13 protein-coding genes are annotated in these 17572 nt (G+C 45.3%); 2 read left to right on the forward strand and 11 right to left on the reverse strand.

Features of this window, described 5'->3' with window-relative positions:
• Positions 1-4: 4 nt before the first annotated feature.
• From tssE to R7P36_RS04455, 11 genes are all read right to left on the reverse strand, one after another.
• Positions 5-415: a type VI secretion system baseplate subunit TssE gene (gene tssE / locus R7P36_RS04405; protein ID WP_033906409.1), complete on the reverse strand. Its 411-nt coding sequence runs from the start codon at positions 413-415 to the stop codon at positions 5-7.
• Positions 416-476: 61 nt separating this feature from the next.
• The gene (gene tssC, locus R7P36_RS04410; protein WP_005373378.1) at positions 477-1952 is read right to left on the reverse strand and encodes a type VI secretion system contractile sheath large subunit; all 1476 of its coding nucleotides are present in this window, start codon (positions 1950-1952) and stop codon (positions 477-479) included.
• Between the two features lie 8 nt (positions 1953-1960).
• Positions 1961-2467, reverse strand: coding sequence for a type VI secretion system contractile sheath small subunit (gene tssB / locus R7P36_RS04415; RefSeq protein ID WP_005373381.1), 507 nt, complete (start codon positions 2465-2467; stop codon positions 1961-1963).
• A gap of 26 nt (positions 2468-2493) precedes the next feature.
• The gene (gene tssA, locus R7P36_RS04420) at positions 2494-4068 is read right to left on the reverse strand and encodes a type VI secretion system protein TssA (protein WP_136976740.1); all 1575 of its coding nucleotides are present in this window, start codon (positions 4066-4068) and stop codon (positions 2494-2496) included.
• Positions 4055-6055: a serine/threonine protein kinase gene (locus R7P36_RS04425; protein WP_171343146.1), complete on the reverse strand. Its 2001-nt coding sequence runs from the start codon at positions 6053-6055 to the stop codon at positions 4055-4057. Before R7P36_RS04425 ends, tssA begins: the two co-directional genes overlap by 14 nt.
• 237 nt (positions 6056-6292) lie before the next feature.
• Positions 6293-7237, reverse strand: a complete 945-nt coding sequence (locus tag R7P36_RS04430; RefSeq protein ID WP_213899188.1) for a hypothetical protein — start codon at positions 7235-7237, stop codon at positions 6293-6295.
• Entirely contained in the window at positions 7230-8222 is a 993-nt protein-coding gene (locus R7P36_RS04435; protein WP_042523528.1) for a DUF2169 domain-containing protein, read from the reverse strand. The genes R7P36_RS04430 and R7P36_RS04435 overlap by 8 nt, the downstream gene beginning before the upstream one ends.
• The gene (locus R7P36_RS04440; protein WP_171343143.1) at positions 8203-9528 is read right to left on the reverse strand and encodes a hypothetical protein; all 1326 of its coding nucleotides are present in this window, start codon (positions 9526-9528) and stop codon (positions 8203-8205) included. Before R7P36_RS04440 ends, R7P36_RS04435 begins: the two co-directional genes overlap by 20 nt.
• Before the next feature lie 94 nt (positions 9529-9622).
• A complete protein-coding gene (locus R7P36_RS04445) occupies positions 9623-10105 on the reverse strand; it encodes a hypothetical protein (RefSeq protein ID WP_025767908.1) in 483 nt (160 codons plus the stop codon).
• Positions 10106-10107: 2 nt separating this feature from the next.
• A complete protein-coding gene (gene tssI, locus R7P36_RS04450) occupies positions 10108-12186 on the reverse strand; it encodes a type VI secretion system tip protein VgrG (protein WP_042523523.1) in 2079 nt (692 codons plus the stop codon).
• 72 nt (positions 12187-12258) lie between these two features.
• The gene (locus R7P36_RS04455; protein ID WP_005373415.1) at positions 12259-12777 is read right to left on the reverse strand and encodes an Hcp family type VI secretion system effector; all 519 of its coding nucleotides are present in this window, start codon (positions 12775-12777) and stop codon (positions 12259-12261) included.
• 456 nt (positions 12778-13233) lie between these two features.
• Here R7P36_RS04455 and tssH point away from each other — a divergent pair, with 456 nt between their 5' ends.
• On the forward strand, positions 13234-15912 hold the full coding sequence (gene tssH / locus R7P36_RS04460; RefSeq protein WP_025998546.1) for a type VI secretion system ATPase TssH: 2679 nt from the start codon (positions 13234-13236) through the stop codon (positions 15910-15912).
• A complete protein-coding gene (locus R7P36_RS04465; RefSeq protein WP_213899189.1) occupies positions 15899-17530 on the forward strand; it encodes a sigma-54-dependent Fis family transcriptional regulator in 1632 nt (543 codons plus the stop codon). Before tssH ends, R7P36_RS04465 begins: the two co-directional genes overlap by 14 nt.
• The last annotated feature ends 42 nt before the right edge of the window (positions 17531-17572 follow it).

Genomic DNA, 17572 nt, shown 5'->3' on the forward strand with positions numbered 1-17572 from the left:
CCTACTAAACGTTAAATTGGCCGTCGGTTCCCATGTAGACATCGATCGACATTGGGACTTTACCGCCGTTATGGGAAACTTCGCCGCGAATACCAAAGCCGAGTTGTAATGGATTATGGTGGTCTTCACGGTAATGAACCTCGACATTAAACAGTCGGGGCTCAAAGCGTTCTATGGTTGACGTGATGTTTTTTTGAATATGGCGAACGAGGTTCGTGTTGTTAGAAAGTACGTCGTTAAAATCTGGCAGACCATACTCATTGTCGATCATTGCGTTGCCGGAATGCGTATTCAACAAGTCAGCGAGATGCGAGTGAATGGATTCAATCAAATGCTTATGAGACACCACTTTCTCGTAGCAGTTTTTTGGTTCTCCTAGCTCGATCCGCTCTAAAAGACGGTAACCTTTTTCCATATGCGATCCTACGAAAAAAGCAGCCAGTCTTCACTGGCTGCTTGATGGTTTCAGTAATGGGTTATTGGTCTAGCTTACCAACTAGAGACAAGTCGAAGCTTGCGCCCATGTACTTGAAGTGAGGACGTACAGACATCGATACTTTGTACCAGCCTGGATCGCCTTCTACGTCTGATACTTCAACCTTCGCAGCGCGAAGTGGGCGGCGACCACGAACTTCCGCTGGCGGGTTCTCTTGGTCAGAAACGTATTGACGAATCCACTTGTTCAATTCGATTTCTAGGTCAGAACGCTCTTTCCAAGAACCAATTTGCTCACGCTGTAGCACTTTTATGTAGTGCGCTAAACGGTTGATAATGAACATGTAAGGAAGCTGAGTACCTAGCTTGTAGTTCATCTCGGCTTGTTTGCCTTCAGGCGTGTTCGCAAACACTTTTGGTTTTTGAACAGAGTTTGCAGAGAAGAACGCCGCGTTGTCAGAACCTTTACGCATGGTTAGCGCAATGAAACCTTCTTCTGCTAGCTCATACTCACGACGGTCAGAAACCAGGATCTCGGTTGGGATCTTAGTCTCGATTTGACCCATAGCTTCAAAGTTGTAAACCGGTAGATCTTGTACAGTACCACCGCTTTGAGGGCCAATAATGTTCGGACACCAACGGTACTTAGCAAATGATTCACTGATCTTAGACGCCATCGCGTACGCTGAGTTACCCCATAGGTAGTTATCATGGCTGTCTGTCACTTGCTCATCGTAGTCAAACGCCTTAATTGGGTTGTCTTCAACAGAGTAAGGCGTACGTAGCATAAAGCGAGATGTACATAGACCTAGGTAACGTGCATCTTCGTGCTCACGCAGACCACGCCATTTCGCGTACTGTGGACCTTCAAATACAGACTTCAGATCTTTTAGGTTTGGCAGCTCTTCGTAGCTGTCTAGGCCAAAGAATTTAGCCGATGCAGACGTGATGAATGGTGCGTGAGACATTGCACCTACGTTAGCCATGTATTCCATCAATTTGATGTCAGGCGACGAAGCTGACATAGCGTAATCACAAATGACGGCGCCAACAGGTTTACCACCGAACTGCCCGTATTCACGTGTGTAGATTTGCTTGTACAGGCCAGACTTCACCACCTCTGGCGCGTCTTCGAAGTCATCAAGAACTTCGTCTTTCTTCGCAGAGATCAGTTCGATTTGAATGTTCTCGCGGAAGTCAGTGTGATCAACCAGGTACTTAAGGCCACGCCACGTTGATTCAATCGCTTGAACTTCTTCGTTGTGAAGAATTGCATCAACTTGCTTAGACAATTTTTGGTCGATTTCAGAGATCATCAGATCAACCAGAGATTGGTCGACTTTCTCTGTGTTCGAACTGCTTAGTAGCTCACTGATGAATGCTTCTACGCCGCGTTTTGCAACGTCAAAACCTTCATCACTTGGCTTTAAACGTGTTTCGTTAAGAATGCTATCCAGAAGTGAGCCTGATTCAACTAAGGCTGCTTCTTGTTCTGGCGCTTGTGCTTCTGCAGACATGATATCCCTTACTCTTCTTTCGCGTCTTGGTCGTTGCCAATGCTTAGTTCATCCAACAGTTTCTTTCTCGCTTCTTCATCTTGAAGAACCGATGCGATCTTCTTACGGAACGCAGGCACGTTTCCTAGAGGACCTTTAAGTGCAACCAAGGCTTCGCGAAGCTCAAGTAGGCTGTTTAGTTCAGGCACACTTTTCGCGATCGCTTCAGGAGAGAAGTCCTTCATGTTTTGGAAGGTCAGATCAACACCAATCTGGCCGCCTTCTTCATCAGAAAGACGGTTTTCAACGTTGACTTTAACGTTTGGAGACATGCCCTCTAGCACTTCGTTAAAGTTGTCTTTGTCGATGTTAATTGGAGTACGTTCTTCAATTGGTGTCTCATCTGCACGCGCAGTAAAGTCGCCAACTACCATCATGCTTAGCGGCAGCTCTACGTCTTCTTGCGTATCGCCAGTTGCTGGAACATAACGGATATTAATTCGCTCTTTAGGAGCCACCGAGCCGTCACGTGACATAATTCGTTCCTTATCTAACTCTTTAATTAGTCGTAAATTGCTTTCCACTCTTCATACTTCTCAGGTAGAAGATCCTTGCTTCCAAATAACCGATGGAGTGTTTTTCGAATTAGGTCTTCTAACTGTGACGATAAGTGGGGTTCCCAGCTCGCGAGATTAAACGCTTTTTGTACTTCCCACCCCTTCTCAAGATACGGCAAACACAACGGGTATAATCCAACAGACTGGTAAGCTGCTATCAATTGCAAATACAGCATGAACTGCCCACGTCCCGAGCTATCCAGCTCAAGTTTGCGGGCAAGCTCTGCGGCACATTCCCCTAGATTTTCTAGAGTGATATCCTCCATTGGCAGCGAGTCTTCCTGCGAAATCACAACCGTTTGAACAACGGGTTGAGAAGTCGAAGAAGTAGTATCTTGAGTCGATAACCAGCTCAAGGTCGCTTCATCTGCAAATGGTATAGAATTCTTAAATGAGAGGTGCTCGATGCCCTCTAGCGATTCAACAAAACGCGTCACTTCTTGTTTCACAGCAAGCGCTGCATCATCAAAGCCCAAGTTATTAAGCATCGAATACACGAAGTAATGGCCCGTCAGCCAAAACGGCGCATCAGTTAATGTGCGCTCCAAACGCTTAATGGTGTCGATGTCGCTTTCTTGGTCAGCTTTATCTCGGTATTCCGCTTGTTGATCGGACGACACTGCCAAGCTCAAAGGCGTTTGATTATTTTGGTGGTCGGGTAGACCATCAATGTCATCCCAAGTCAGATGACGATAAATCCGGTAAGCCAGCGGATCACTTGGGTTCGCATGAAGCATGACTTCCGCAACCTTCTTCAAGGTGCGCTTAGAAGCCGTCGGCGAAGAGAAGTCCGTATCGACATCCACTTCTTTTGCCACCGCTTTCTTAACTGGCGCAGGTTTAGGGGCCGGCGGAACCGCCTTCACCGGTGCGGTTTGCACTTCACTCTGCGCTGGCGTTTCTTCGGCAGCAGACTGCGTAGCTGGTGCAGGCGCCGCTTGTTCGACGTTAACGACTGCATCATCGCTCTGCTCATCAGCCGCAGCTTGTTGAGATAAGACGTTGAGCTGAGTGCGAATCTCAAAGAAATCCGCTTCTGAGTCTTGGTAAACCTCGTCGTACTGGCGCTGCACTTCTTCAATAGTCGAAATGCAGTTTGATACCAACTCCCATGACTGAGCACTTTCCGCTAACTTGCTACTGACCAGTTTAAACTGATGGTTCAACCATTCAACCGCGCCATCTCGACCCCGCTTTCGCGAAGGATACAATTCAACGCCAAAGCGACTTAACGCCTCACTAAGCAGCTTTAGACCTTGTTCAAAGCCTTGCAGACCAAACTCTTCTGTTAGCGCGCGAACGAGGTAACAAATGGCTTTTAAGTCTTTACTGTGGTGCTCTAGAACTTCAGTCGCGTGCGTTTTTACCACGCTCCAATCTACTGTTTCGCCAAACAAGGAACCGAATTTCTTTACTTCAGATTCCATCATCTCGTAGCAAAACTCGTAACGGGCATCGTTTCCCACTGGAGATTCATCAGAAATAGGATTAAGCAGACGATCTATATCAATGTTGGACAAAATTCACGTCTCCTTCAGTCAAGTAATCTCTCAACGCACGCGCTACCGCAATTGCGCCATTTGCTGGCTTAGATAACCGATGGCTCTGCTCTATCGCATCCGACGCCATGCTATCTAGAATTTTCGTGATTTCTGTAAATTTGCTTGGTGCATTCCGTTCTAAATCGGCAAGGGATTCATGTAGCTTTTGTTTGTCGTAAACGGATTGCTCCATCACGGTGCTAAACAAAATAAATTCGCTTCTTGCGACGATTAAATCCTTTATTTTTTTGTCTAGTTCTGGCGTATTACCGAAGTAGGCTTTGGCTAATTCAGCTTCTTCAATTGCTTTGGTGTAAAAGTGCGCCTCTGCATGTTTATCGATGGAGTCATTAATATTTTCCATCACAGCCTTTGGTAAGACTTGGTTGTAGAAATAGGCTTGTGACTGGTTTAATAACCATGCCTCTTTCATTTCATTTTCTGCGAGCTTAGCTTCACCATCTAAAATTAAGCGAGCAATCTGCTTATCTCGACTGCCAGCTATGGCAGATACTTTCATGGAATCGATAGACGCGACATTTAATCCAGACATCACTTTAGTCAACGCCTCATCCGCATATGGAAACAGGGCACCGTCACGAACAAGGGTTTCTCGCAAGGTGACAAGCTCCTTACGTAATTCGACTAATGCCATTGGTAAGCCATCCGCTAACGATTGATACGACGTTAACTGAGCCTGTTTTTCTTCATATAAATTCGAGAGGCTTAACTGCTGAGCTTGATATGCTGTTCGATAAGCTACTGTCATATCAATACTCTGAGTAGCTTGAGACAATTCTTCTTTGATTTTCCATGGAGGCTGAGCCAAAAAAGAAGCCGTTTCAGAGGGCGTAATAACGTGAGTTACAGTAGTGACACCTCGGGAAAAAATGGCATCCAATTGATCTTTATTCTGTTGATACAAATAACTTCCTGCTGTTGCCAGCACACTCAACACTAAGCTCGCCTCTAATATTTTAAAGCGACCATACGCCGTTTTATCATTTGGCTTACAGTGTGTAAGCAGCAAGTCCGCGTTACGCAAGCTACTGAAAATTGGTGCGTTAGAATTTGAGCTAATTGATTGCGTATCGATTCGCGCTAACTGTTGAGCAAAAGAAATAGCGGTATAGCCATGCCCTCTTGGTTTGTTGATGACTTCTTTCAGCAATTTCCAAATATGAGCCGGGATCAAAGCCGGACGCTTTCGATCTTTTAACTGCTTATTCCAAGCATCACCAAATATTGATCCTAAAAATAGGTGTCCAGCGAGCAAAGCGAGAGAGTAAACATCATCTTGCGGTTCCGCGATGCCAGTTTCTATATAAAGAGGGGAAGCGTAGCTCAAGCTTGCCTCTGCGTAAGGTTCTGTCTCTCCAATGTAACGAGCAGCGCCGAAATCAATGAGCTTAACGTAATCGCCTTCACTCACTAATACGTTAGATGGTTTAATATCAAGATGGCAGATACCTCTTGTATGCATAAACTCTAGAGCGCCAGCGAGTTGATACACCAACCAAGCGATGTGGTCGTGGCGGAAGCCTTTAGAAGAATGACGCTCCATTTTTTCTGCCAGTGATTCACCTTGGATCCACTCGTACATCAAATATGGGCGTTCGAATTCGTTGCCGATTTTTACAAAGTTAGCCACGCTAGGGTGTTGAGAAAGCTCCAGCCTGCTCGCTTCGTTAATCAACATTTTGCTCGCAAATTCTGGCGAGTCATCATTGATAACTTTGCAACAGATTTGCTTCTCTGGCTGCCCTTTTTTTGCAAGATGGTAAACCGTTGTCTTACCATTTCTAGAAGGAAGCTTGTCTAATACATCAAACTGTGAAAAAAGCACGTACTCAAGCTTCGGCTTATTTTTTTCTGCTAGCCTTTGCTCATTCAGTTTCTTTTTCTCAATAGCTTTAACAACCAACTGATCGATATATCCTTTGGCTGTACTCTGATTATTAGACACTTAGTACTCTTTCATAGAATAAATATTATTAGAGTTGAATAATATTTTCTTGAACGTACTTGTATCAAGGTTGGTATTTAAAACAAACAGTAAGCCTATTATTTTAGTTATTATTACTAACTTATTAGACCTTTTTACTTACGCTTTCACTGCATGAGTTATACGCTTTTTCGTGTTACAAACTTCAACCTAATAATATGAGTATATTTTCATTGCCATTTGATCGATGAGTGCCCACTAACATTGCAGTAATTGGAGAACTCCTTTGTCACCATGAAAGTCGAACATTAACAACGTAGTTGGTTGCTTAAAGTGGTGCTCTCTGACCGCAAAGGCAATTAAAGCGAGAGAAGAACAACTGCCCATTGTGCCCCACAACTCATTGATAAGCTGCGGTTGTTCTGGGTTCGTGAATCGTTCTGCTTTAGCCCCCAGAGCAAAGCCGTAATCTTCCGAATGCATGCGCAGGTTCGTCATATCGGAATACACTTCACCAAATAAATCGAGCTTTTTACTCGCACGTTGAACAAGTCGAAACATGCCTCTTCGGTCTGAAGTGTTTAATTCCGTATCAATGTAGCCAAGCTGCGCTTGAGGCTTAAGTTTCAATGTTTCTACGGTATTTCTTCGACAAAGAATTAAACCCGCCCCACCCTCACTCGGAATAACGCCCCATGGATTATTGGTACTCATTACCATCGCATCGTCGATGAGTGTTTGCATCGAACTCACCAAGGAATCGACACTGATACACATCATAGCATCATATTTATCCAATGATTTCATGGCCTGGAGAACGAAACTAGGCCCACTGGCATGAACAGCATTCACCACAGAGAGAAATTCAGCATAGTTACTTTCACCAAGCCATTCTTGCACCTTTACTAGTGAAACAGACGCAGGCACCGCTATAAGCAAAGGTATTGGTCTCAATGAACGTGGTAACTGTTCTAACAATGAATCAAGCAAGTGGGTGATTAACTCACACGTTTTCTCAAACTGCTCACTTTCTTTGGTGTATTCGATTTTGGCGTAAGTAAAACGCTCGATACCATCATCCCCTACACATTGGTCGAATCTTCCTAAGTCAGCATACGAAACTGCACTAGCAATATCTAAATTCATACCGGTTGGCGTCATCACTTCCATCCCTAGCACGTAACGGCCTGTTGAATTATGCATGCTCGCTTACCTCTTCCAACTTAGTGATGGATGTCGACACCAACAAATGTTCCTTGCCCTGACAAGGAAACGCAGCGGTGTAACTGATTGATATAGTTTTCTTTTCCGTATCAACGAATAAGGTGTACATCGCCATATCAGCTTGATAACTTTGATCTTTGAACGTCGCGATCGCACGGTATTTTTCTTTAGGAATTCGAAATGAAAGCGTGTCATCATGACAAAAGCCACTCATCATCAAACGCTCCCCCCCACGAAGGAAGCCTTTGCACTGTTGATCAATAGGCGCGCTTTGGAAGAACCGCTTATCAAAATCGAGTGGCAACATTGGCTTGCGATTCTCAATCCAATCGTCATCGAACGTGCCGGCCAGCTTCTGGCGCGACTCAAAGAACGGAGGCACTGGCCCGAACCCCGCAACGCGTAGTTTTTTCGCGGCGGCACTCCAGTCCTCTCGGGGATAAAAAATCGAGGGCACTTTCTGTTCAAGCAATTCTTTGTTGGAGTCGGCAACCCCACCACCTATTCGGTTACGTAAATCACCGCCTACCGCGCAAGTGTAATCAATGTCTTTTTCAATAAATGGGACTGGATTGCTCAGCGTGATACTGCCAGCATGCTCAACCCATACGCGTTCCCCGTGAATAGCGAGAGTCTTATCGATATGACCATCAATCAGCACACGACACTCTTGGTATGTCACTGGCTTTTTCGCGTAGCTGCGCGCTTTGCCGTAAACAAGTACATCTGTGTTTTCTTTGGTATACGCGAACTCGTGGTCAACTTTCATCGCAGAGAAGCCTTCTTCGCCCAAATATTGGGGATCATCGAAGATTTCACTTTCACCTAATTCGTGCCAAACCACACCATCGAATTGCCATGTGCGTTTGGCGACTACAACCCAGACTTCATCGCCGTTTTCGTCACGTTGAAAACGACCTTTGAGTGATAGCTCAGGGTACGCCTCAATATCCCATAACTGCATTGCTATTCCTTAAGTTGAATCGTTCGCTCGCAGAAGGTGCGGCCTTTAAATTGTTAAAGTTCCAGTCTTGTTGATGAATCGGCATTGCCATATCCCAAGGCACGTAGGCTCTGGATTGAATACAGAGTTGACGCCATAGCCAATCGCGGAACAGCACATCAACGTTAGCATCTTGCATCGCAGCTAACGTAGACTCGAAGCTCAATGCGTAACCCAAGCGGCTTGGTAGATTTTGGATATATTTTTCATCTTCCACCCACTCATTGAGCAGATCGACAATCTCTTCCCATTCATACTCGACACCAACATCTTGCGGAGTCAGAGGAAGAAGCTTTCCGTAGACGACATACAAGGCTTGAAGCCAAATTTCACCCTCAGCTTCACCTTCCTCCAGACTTTCCAAGTGCTCGATGATTTGGGGTACCAGTTTCCAATCACCACCCAGCGCAAAATCAACAGGTGCTAATGAAGAAGAGATATCAAACGCCTCAAACTCTTTTAACTCAAGTAACTTGGCATAAGTGAGCACTTGCGCTGATGGTAATCCATTTGGTTCGATGCCAAAGCACTGACGGAGCCAAGTGCCTCTGTCACGTTTGGTAATCAAACGTTCAAATAGATATTGTTCGCTGCCTGCATTGTCATTGAGCCAATCAATCCCCTCTTTCACGTCTTGTAAAGCGAGCAGTGGCAAAGCAACATGAGAGCTAATGATGCTGGCTTTGTGCCAGCGCTTGATGAGAGAAACACTTAATGTTTGACGTACACGTAAGCATTCAAAGTAAAACGCACTGGATGTCGCATTACCCTCAATAAGCTCCGAAAGCGTGCTATCCATAGATTCAACCGGAGATTGTACGGCAATGACCATTGCGGTTTTAGCGTCAATATCTTCGAGTAAACTCAAGCCGCACAAAAGGTTATCCAACGCTGAGCCCAACTCGCCTTGTAGCATCAGCCAGCTGTAGATTTCTGGCTCCTGGCCTCTTAACTGATGAATCAACCCCGGTGCTAACCGATAAAACGACAAGTACACCTGCTTCAGTTCTTCAATTTGGCGTTCAATCAGCTTGAGATACGCCAACTCACGACTTGGATAACCCCTTTTGTGAATTTGAACTCGCTGCCTGATTAAAAAACCGATACTTTCAGAAGCAATGGACAGCTTTTCATTACAGAAATCCAGCCATGTTACTGGCAATTGGGAAAGGTCGTTCACAGCGCGCTCAGCTTTTGCTAACGCGCCTTCGACTTCTTGATTGGTTATGGGTGCCTTTAGGTGCTCGACACCGATTCTTTGTCGCATCTAGTTATCCGTTATTAGCGTGCCATAACGCGATTGCAATTAGTTAATACAAAGTAATTAGCTAACTCGACGTAAATTAGCTAATGCTAGGTAATTAGTTAATTGCGATCGTTCCGCCTTGAATTTTTTGTGCTTTTTCTGCTTGAGAAGTGACGTACTTCGCTTTAGTGGTAATTCGTCCATCGCGCCCGCTATAGCGAGTTTCTGTCTCACCACTTTTGACTACCAACTCTTGTTCTGTCTCGATAACCATCTTCTTCGCTCGCAATACAAACTCGTCAGAGTCATCCAGAATGGAGAAGAAAATGTCCGTCACAAGAGGCAAGCTTAAGTCGTCGTTCAAAAATTCAACTCGACAACTTAATCGATTATCGATAGCCATTTGCAGCTCAGAACGACGAAAGCCACGTCCTAGTCTCGCAGTGAGTGGCTGCTTAAATGGGTTACCATCAAAATCAACTCGCACACTGCCCGTAGACTCATTGATAGCCACTATTCTTCCAAAACGCGAAAAGCAAGCCGTTGATTCGGCTTGCTGCTCTGATATTACTTCTGTTGTAAGAGGTTGTTTTTCCATTGTTAGTTAACCACTACGTTGCCACCTTTCACGACGACTTTGTCACTGCCTTCGATCGTAATAGCCGAGCCTGATAACTTTATTGAACCATCACTGTTCATCACTAAAGAGGAACCACCCGTTTTCAATACAATCTTGTCGCCACTGATAATTTGCGTTGCACCATCGGCTTTATAAGCGGTGTTCCCTTTCACTGATACCGTTAAGTTGCCACCAATCGTCTGGTTATCATCCGCACCAATATCTGAACTCTTAGACGCACCGATAGTAAGGTTACTGTTTTCGCCAATATCTAAGTCATCATTTTTACCGATCTTAGTCGTACGGTTATCACCAATTTCTAAGTCAGAATTGTTTTTCACATACTGGGCTTCGTTCGCGTTGTATGTGACGGTAACGTCTTGCTCGACTGTCTCGGTAAACGTACTGTTTACTTGTGTCGTTTTATGTCCATGAATGGTTTCTTTATGGTCACCATGAACTTCATTCGTTTGGTGACGTGCAACCTTCAAGAATTCATCTTGACCGATATCACGGTAACGGTTGTTGAGCACCTTGGTCGACATGTCTTTTTGAGCGTGAATATAGACTTCTTCTTGGTTCGCTTCGTCTTCAAAACTCAACTCGTTGTAACCTGTTCCTTTGTGCGTTTGCGTGCGGAACGTGGTACGAGTTTTGTTTTCTGGCAAAGAGTACGGTGGGAAATGCAAACCGTTGTAAACTGCGCCCGTAACTAACGGACGATCTGGATCCCCCTCAAGGAAAGTCACTACGACTTCATGGCCAATACGCGGCAAATAAACTGCGCCCCATGTTGGCGCCGCCATGGATTGGCTTACACGAATCCAACAGCTTGAATGTTCGTTGTTATCACCGTAGCGATCCCAATGGAACTGTACTTTCACTCGACCAAGCTTGTCGGTGTAAATCTCTTCACCTTCTGGTCCTACAACAACCGCCGTTTGAGGGCCATCAACCACTGGTGCTGCTAGTTTAGGCGCCTTAAACACCACATCACGTGGAATACACGAGAACTGGTTGTAGTAAGTGGTTGGCATACCACTCGCTTCATCTTCATGCACTTGCGGATCTTGACCTGTGTGCATTACAGACAACATAAGGTAATCGCGGTTAATCTCAGAACGCGGGTGGTCACTGACGTTAAAGCTGTAACCAGATGCTAAGCGCATTACGTCACTCGTTGCTTCCACTTGTTGATTATCGACTATGTGTTCCGACATCCACTCCGTGGTTCTCACCTGACCCATCAGCGGGTCAACGTATCGTCCAGGATAATCAAACTGCTTGAGATCTTGGTCTAGCTCGCCAGCCTGTGTCATCTCTTGTGGAATTTTAGGGTGTTCGTAGTTGTAATCTGTGTACGTAACCTGTCCTGTTCTAACGCGGTTAACTAACTCGAGATCAGAGATATGTTCGCGATCGGCAACACCGCCACCATCGGCATGATAAACAATCGGCCCAATGTAAGAAGCATTTAGTGGCGAGCTTATCAAAGGTGCAATCGCGTCATTACTGTCGACAATGACCATCGTATGATTTGAATCGCTATGGTCAAAGTAATACCACATACCGTGTTCAGCCATCATACGCTGCACGAAGTGCAAGTCAGACTCACGGTATTGCAGAACGTATTCTTTTGGAGGATAAGTACCCGACACTTCAAATCGGTAATCGGTGACTGCCCCATCATCGAGTACTTCTGTGATGATGTCTTGCGCTGACTTTTGCTGGAAAATACGACAATCTTGGCGCTGAGATAAGAACCAAGCTTGAGGAACCAAGACTAATTGATAACGAGAAAAACGACGCCCAGTCCCTAAGTAACGAACTTCATTCACCACTCCGTTGAACACACGCGCAGCCCCAACACCTTGTCCGTAAAGTGTCAATGTTCCTGCTTTACGTATTAACTCATCGAACGAGATATCTGGATCAAGTGAAAGTAATGAGAGATTGATGTGGAAAGGCTTAGATAACTCTTCATGAACATGAAAGCTCTCAACCCGAAATTCATGCCCACATCCAGGCACTTCAAATTTAAATTCTACGTCATTCACCATATCTTTTACCTGATACAAATAATCGAATTAGGGCCAACAATCGTTGGCCCTGAATCTTTACGCGACGAGCAATTAAGCTTCGCGTGGAGCACGCCAGTCGTCGTTACCCGCAGTACCACAGTTTTCGTGAGTTACTTCGATCGCACGGTAAGTGAACTTAAGCACTTCTTCTGTCACGCGGTCAGCTGTTGCTGCGTCTTGACAGTGGTTCATACGAGTTTGGATATCGACAAGTAGCGCATCAATCAATTTGATTGAGTAGTAGTGCTCTTGTTTACCTTGAACTGAAGTGCGGTAGAAGCGGATCACACACTCAGGAAGTTTTTCGCCAGATACTAGTGCGTTGAATAGTAGTGGAGATGAGCGATCTTGAACTTTAGTTACAACAAGTGGACGGTGTACACGTTGACCAGTTGGCTGACCACTTTGTGGATCACGTGGAACTGTTAGCACGTGATCAAGTTCTTGTACTAGGAACTCATCAACGTGAGCTTCTTGCCATGTGTTACCTACTGAATCTGCAGAGTAAGTATCTTTAGTAATATGGCCTTGAGTCTCACCTTGGATAGACATATATGCTGGAGTTGGCATCGCTATTTCCTTTTCTAAAATCTGTTTTGTTTAAATCACCAAATCGCTTATCACCGCGACTAGTTGGTATAATCAAAGTCCGTGCCAACTTTAAAAATCAAACAAAAACAACAACTTAAGTAATTACAGGCATTGTTCACTAATATATTGAGTACAATTTATTGGATAAAAAACCAAAAAGTTGGATTAAGATAATAATAAATTGTTCTAACTTTAAAAAGTGAAAATAACCATATAAAACCGTGTAAATAAAGTCATTAAAACTAATAAATCCGACACTTTTACTATCAATTAATTTAGAATAACAACGCCATTAAAATAACCACAAACATTAATGTCACAATAATCATTAAAAATAACCAACAAACGATAGTCAAAATATCTTGATAAAAAAAGAACGCAATTACTTTTAGTATAATAGCCGCTACCTCTTTTCCTCTAAAGAATAAAATGGCTATGATAAATATAAACCTTTCTTCATTAATTCAGCGTCTACACCCGATTGCAAAAGTAGCATTAGAAGACGCCGCTGCACTTGCAGTCTCTGAAAAAGCAAACGAAGTTCAAATTGAGCATTATTTACTGAGTCTATTAGAAAGGCCAAATAGTGATTTTGACGTCTTATTGAGTCATTTTGATTGTTCTGAGAACTTATTAAGACAATCGGTTCGATCCACACTCGACACCAACGCTAAAGGAAATGGCAGCAAACCTGTTTTTTCTGCTTTATTAATCGAATGGTTGCAAGAAAGTTGGCTGGTTTCTTCTTTAGATCTATCCGAAACACAAATCCGCTCTGGTGCCCTGCTCCTTACTCTTGTTAGCAACCCTCTCCGTTACGGCCAACATGGTTACGCCTCTATCCTTGAAGCGGTAAACCCTGACAGCCTTAAGCGTAACTTTGCAGAGCTAACAAGCCACTCTATTGAGGCGCAAGTTGCTACTTCAGAAAAAACACAAGCTCGTGAAGATGGTTCAGCACTGAGCAAGTTCACAACCGACTTCACTGGTAAAGCACGCAAAGGCGAAATCGACCCTGTTTTCTGCCGCGACCAAGAAATCCGCCAAATCGTGGACATTCTTGCTCGTCGCCGTAAAAACAACCCTATTGCTGTTGGTGAACCGGGCGTTGGTAAAACCGCAGTAGTAGAAGGCTTGGCACTTAAGATTGTACAAGGTGACGTACCAGACAACCTCAAAGGTGTTGAGCTTTACGGCCTGGACATGGGTCTTCTGCAAGCTGGTGCAAGCGTAAAAGGCGAATTCGAAAAACGCCTAAACGCAGTATTGGATGAAGTGAAAAACTCGCCAACCCCTATCATTCTTTTCATCGATGAAGCACACACCCTTGTTGGCGGTGGTAACCAAGCGGGCGGCAGCGACGCGGCAAACTTGCTAAAACCAGCCCTAGCGCGTGGTGAAGTGAAAACCATCGCTGCGACAACATGGTCGGAATACAAGAAGTACTTCGAGAAAGATCCTGCTCTTGCGCGTCGTTTCCAATTGGTGAAACTCGACGAACCGTCTCCTGAGCAAGCAGCATTGATCATTCGTGGTCTGCGCCCAGCATACGAGAAGTCACATAACGTTTACGTGCGTGACGATGCTATCACTGCTGCGGCAGCACTTTCTGCTCGTTACATCTCTGGTCGTCAACTGCCAGACAAAGCGATCGATGTACTAGATACGGCGTGTGCACGAGTGAACATCAGCCTTAATGCCATTCCTGCTTCTGTTGAGACTCTGCAACAAGAACTTGCAGCTCAACAGCGCGAGCTTGAAGCACTTGAGCGTGATGCTCTGCAGCAAACTGGCGACAAGCACAGCCTTGCTAACATTCCAGACCTAAAACTGGCAATGGAAACAACGAAAGAAGAGCTAGCAGAACAAGAAGCGCAATGGCACAAAGAAAAAGAGCAGATCCAAGAGATGATTGCTCTACGCTCTCGCTTACATGAACTGGTCTTTGGCGAAACAAATGAAGAAGAGCTTGTTGCAGACGAAGATTCAGAACAAGAGCAAGACGTCTCTCCATATGCAGAAATGGATGAAGAAGCCGTTCGCATTGCCATTTCGGCCTGCCAAGAGCAGCTAGATGTAATCCGCAATGGCAACCCACTGGTTCACTTTGAAGTGGGCCCAGATGAAGTTAGCCACGTCATCTCGGACTGGACTGGCATTCCTATGGGTAAGATGCTTCAAGACGAAGCAGAAACCACGCTAAAACTGAAAGAAAGCCTAACACAAAGCATCAAAGGCCAAGAATACGCTATCGATGCACTGTCTGAAGGCATTCAAACTGCGAAAGCAGGCTTAGGCAACCCAGACGCACCAACAGGCGTATTCCTGCTGGTTGGCCCAAGTGGCGTGGGTAAAACCGAAACGGCTCGTGCGATCGCTGATCAAATGTTTGGTGGTGAGCGCTTTATGACGACCATTAACATGTCTGAGTTCCAAGAGAAGCACACGGTATCTCGCCTAATCGGTTCACCTCCAGGTTACGTAGGTTACGGTGAAGGCGGCATGCTGACAGAAGCGGTACGTCAGCGTCCATATTCTGTTGTACTTCTTGATGAAGTAGAAAAAGCCGACCCAGAAGTGTTGAACTTGTTCTACCAAGTTTTCGACAAAGGTACGCTGAACGACGGCGAAGGCCGCACCATCGACTTCAAGAACACGCTGATCATCATGACCAGTAACCTTGCAACGCACGAGATCGAATCTTTGGTTCATCAATCAAAAGACATCGATGCAAACATCATCGCAGAAGCTATCCGCCCTACTTTAAACCAACACTTCAAACCGGCGCTGTTGGCACGTATGTCGGTACTGCCATTTGTTCCGCTGTCTGATGAAGCAATGACAGAAATTATTCACCACAAGTTGAACAAAGTTTCTCAGCGTCTACAGAGCCATCACAAGCTGTCTCTGAGCTACGAAGACAGCTTGGTTGAGTTCGTACTAGGTAACTGTCGCCTTGCTGAAACGGGCGCGCGTAACATCGACGCGGTTATCAACCGTCAGTTACTGCCTCAGCTCTCGACTCAGCTACTAGTGCATGACAAGGATGATTCACATACGCAAATCGAAGTGTCTGTCGATGAGCAAGGAACACTAACCTATGCGTTCAGCTAACCATAGCGAACTTAGTAACGCCCTACTTGCGATCAGTCAGTCTTTGGCTGATCGCAGCCAGCTTACCCAAACCTTGGATGCTGTGTTGACCGCTGCGAGACAAATGACCCTCGCAAAGCACGGCATCATTTATGTTTTGGACCAGACTGGCCAGGCGTTGATTCCAAGTACCGCTCACCATAACGATAAAACGATTGTTTCCCACCCTTGGGAGGCATTGCAGATTGATTCCGCTAGTGAGAACGATCCATTTAACTTTGCCATTCGCAATGGTGAAGTGGTATTGATTAACGAGTTGTATAAGTACAACGGTTATGACTGTGACAGCATCTATCAAACTGAGCAGACGCTAGGGCTAAAAAGCGAGAACTTGCTGGCGTGGCCTTTGATTGATAGCGAAAGTAAGACCATTGGACTCTTGGTCTTGCTCGATTTAAGTGTTATCGACAATGAAGCTGCATTGACTGAGTTTTGTCGTATGGCCGCGAGTAATATTCGCCAAGCTGTGTGGTTAGAGCAATACGGGCAAGTGATTAAAAATCTCAATGCAGACAATCAAGCCCTAGTGCGCGAGAATACTCAGCTCAAAAAACGTACTCAGAAAGCCTATCAAGGTCCTATTGCAGAGAGCGAAGAAATGCTCAATGTCTTGAATCGTCTTGATAAGGTGCTATCTCTTCCTGTCGACGTTCTGTTGCGTGGTGAAACGGGCGCAGGTAAAGAGGTGATCGCGAAATACATTCACGAAAACTCTAACCGTTCAGAACAGCCTTTGATCGTACAAAACTGTGCGGCAATTCCCGAACAGTTGTTAGAGTCTGAACTGTTTGGGCATAAGAAAGGTTCATTCACGGGCGCGGACAAAGACAAAGTCGGTTTGTTTGAAGCAGCCAACGGCGGCACGCTTTTCCTAGATGAAATTGGCGATATGCCAATGCTACTGCAAGCAAAATTGCTGCGTGTGCTACAGGAACGTAAAGTTCGCCCAATCGGCACTAGCAAAGAGATTGAAGTGGACGTTCGCGTTATCGCCGCAACCCACTGTAATCTTATGCAGCAAATCAAAGATGGCGGATTCCGTGCCGATTTGTTCTATCGTTTGAATGTGTTCCCTATTACATTACCACCATTGAGAGCTCGCAAGTCAGACATTATTCCCCTTGCCGAACATTTCGTGCAACACACCACCAACACGCTAGGTTTGCCGCAAGCACCAGGGTTAAGTGCCAACGTACGTAAACAGCTCCTTGCCTACCAATACCCAGGGAACGTGCGTGAGCTTAAGAACATCATTGAGCGCTCGGTGCTACTGTCCGATTTTGAAACTATTACTCACATCGAGTTTGGCGAACAAATCCCAGAAAGTGTGCCAAGTATCGACATGAAAGCAGCTTCATCTACCCCAGAGCAACCTACTTACGAGCAGCAAGCACAAGCGGATTTAGAAGACGTTTCAAAGAGCCTTAAGGACGTTGTCAGCCAATACGAGCGTACAGTAATCATCGATTGCTTAAATGCTTGCAATTGGCACACCAAGAAGGCCGCTGAGCAATTGGCGCTTCCAATGAGCACTCTCAACCATAAGATGAAGAAATACGATATTTCTGCAGCGGGTTAAGCGAGAAGCGAGAAGCGAGAAGCGAGAAGCGAGAAGCGAGAA

Origin of the sequence: Vibrio sp. 397, assembly GCF_033339395.1 — a bacterium.
GTDB lineage: Bacteria > Pseudomonadota > Gammaproteobacteria > Enterobacterales > Vibrionaceae > Vibrio > Vibrio alginolyticus.

What these genes read in the sequence shown, in the direction of transcription:
- tssI (WP_042523523.1), bottom strand. Translation starts at nt 12,186, where the DNA reads ATGGTGAATGACGTAGAATTTAAATTTGAAGTGCCTGGATGTGGGCAT.
- tssB (WP_005373381.1), bottom strand. Translation starts at nt 2,467, where the DNA reads ATGTCACGTGACGGCTCGGTGGCTCCTAAAGAGCGAATTAATATCCGT.
- tssH (WP_025998546.1), top strand. Translation starts at nt 13,234, where the DNA reads ATGATAAATATAAACCTTTCTTCATTAATTCAGCGTCTACACCCGATT.
- R7P36_RS04435 (WP_042523528.1), bottom strand. Translation starts at nt 8,222, where the DNA reads ATGCAGTTATGGGATATTGAGGCGTACCCTGAGCTATCACTCAAAGGT.
- tssE (WP_033906409.1), bottom strand. Translation starts at nt 415, where the DNA reads ATGGAAAAAGGTTACCGTCTTTTAGAGCGGATCGAGCTAGGAGAACCA.
- R7P36_RS04445 (WP_025767908.1), bottom strand. Translation starts at nt 10,105, where the DNA reads ATGGAAAAACAACCTCTTACAACAGAAGTAATATCAGAGCAGCAAGCC.
- R7P36_RS04465 (WP_213899189.1), top strand. Translation starts at nt 15,899, where the DNA reads ATGCGTTCAGCTAACCATAGCGAACTTAGTAACGCCCTACTTGCGATC.
- tssC (WP_005373378.1), bottom strand. Translation starts at nt 1,952, where the DNA reads ATGTCTGCAGAAGCACAAGCGCCAGAACAAGAAGCAGCCTTAGTTGAA.
- R7P36_RS04440 (WP_171343143.1), bottom strand. Translation starts at nt 9,528, where the DNA reads ATGCGACAAAGAATCGGTGTCGAGCACCTAAAGGCACCCATAACCAAT.
- R7P36_RS04430 (WP_213899188.1), bottom strand. Translation starts at nt 7,237, where the DNA reads ATGCATAATTCAACAGGCCGTTACGTGCTAGGGATGGAAGTGATGACG.
- R7P36_RS04455 (WP_005373415.1), bottom strand. Translation starts at nt 12,777, where the DNA reads ATGCCAACTCCAGCATATATGTCTATCCAAGGTGAGACTCAAGGCCAT.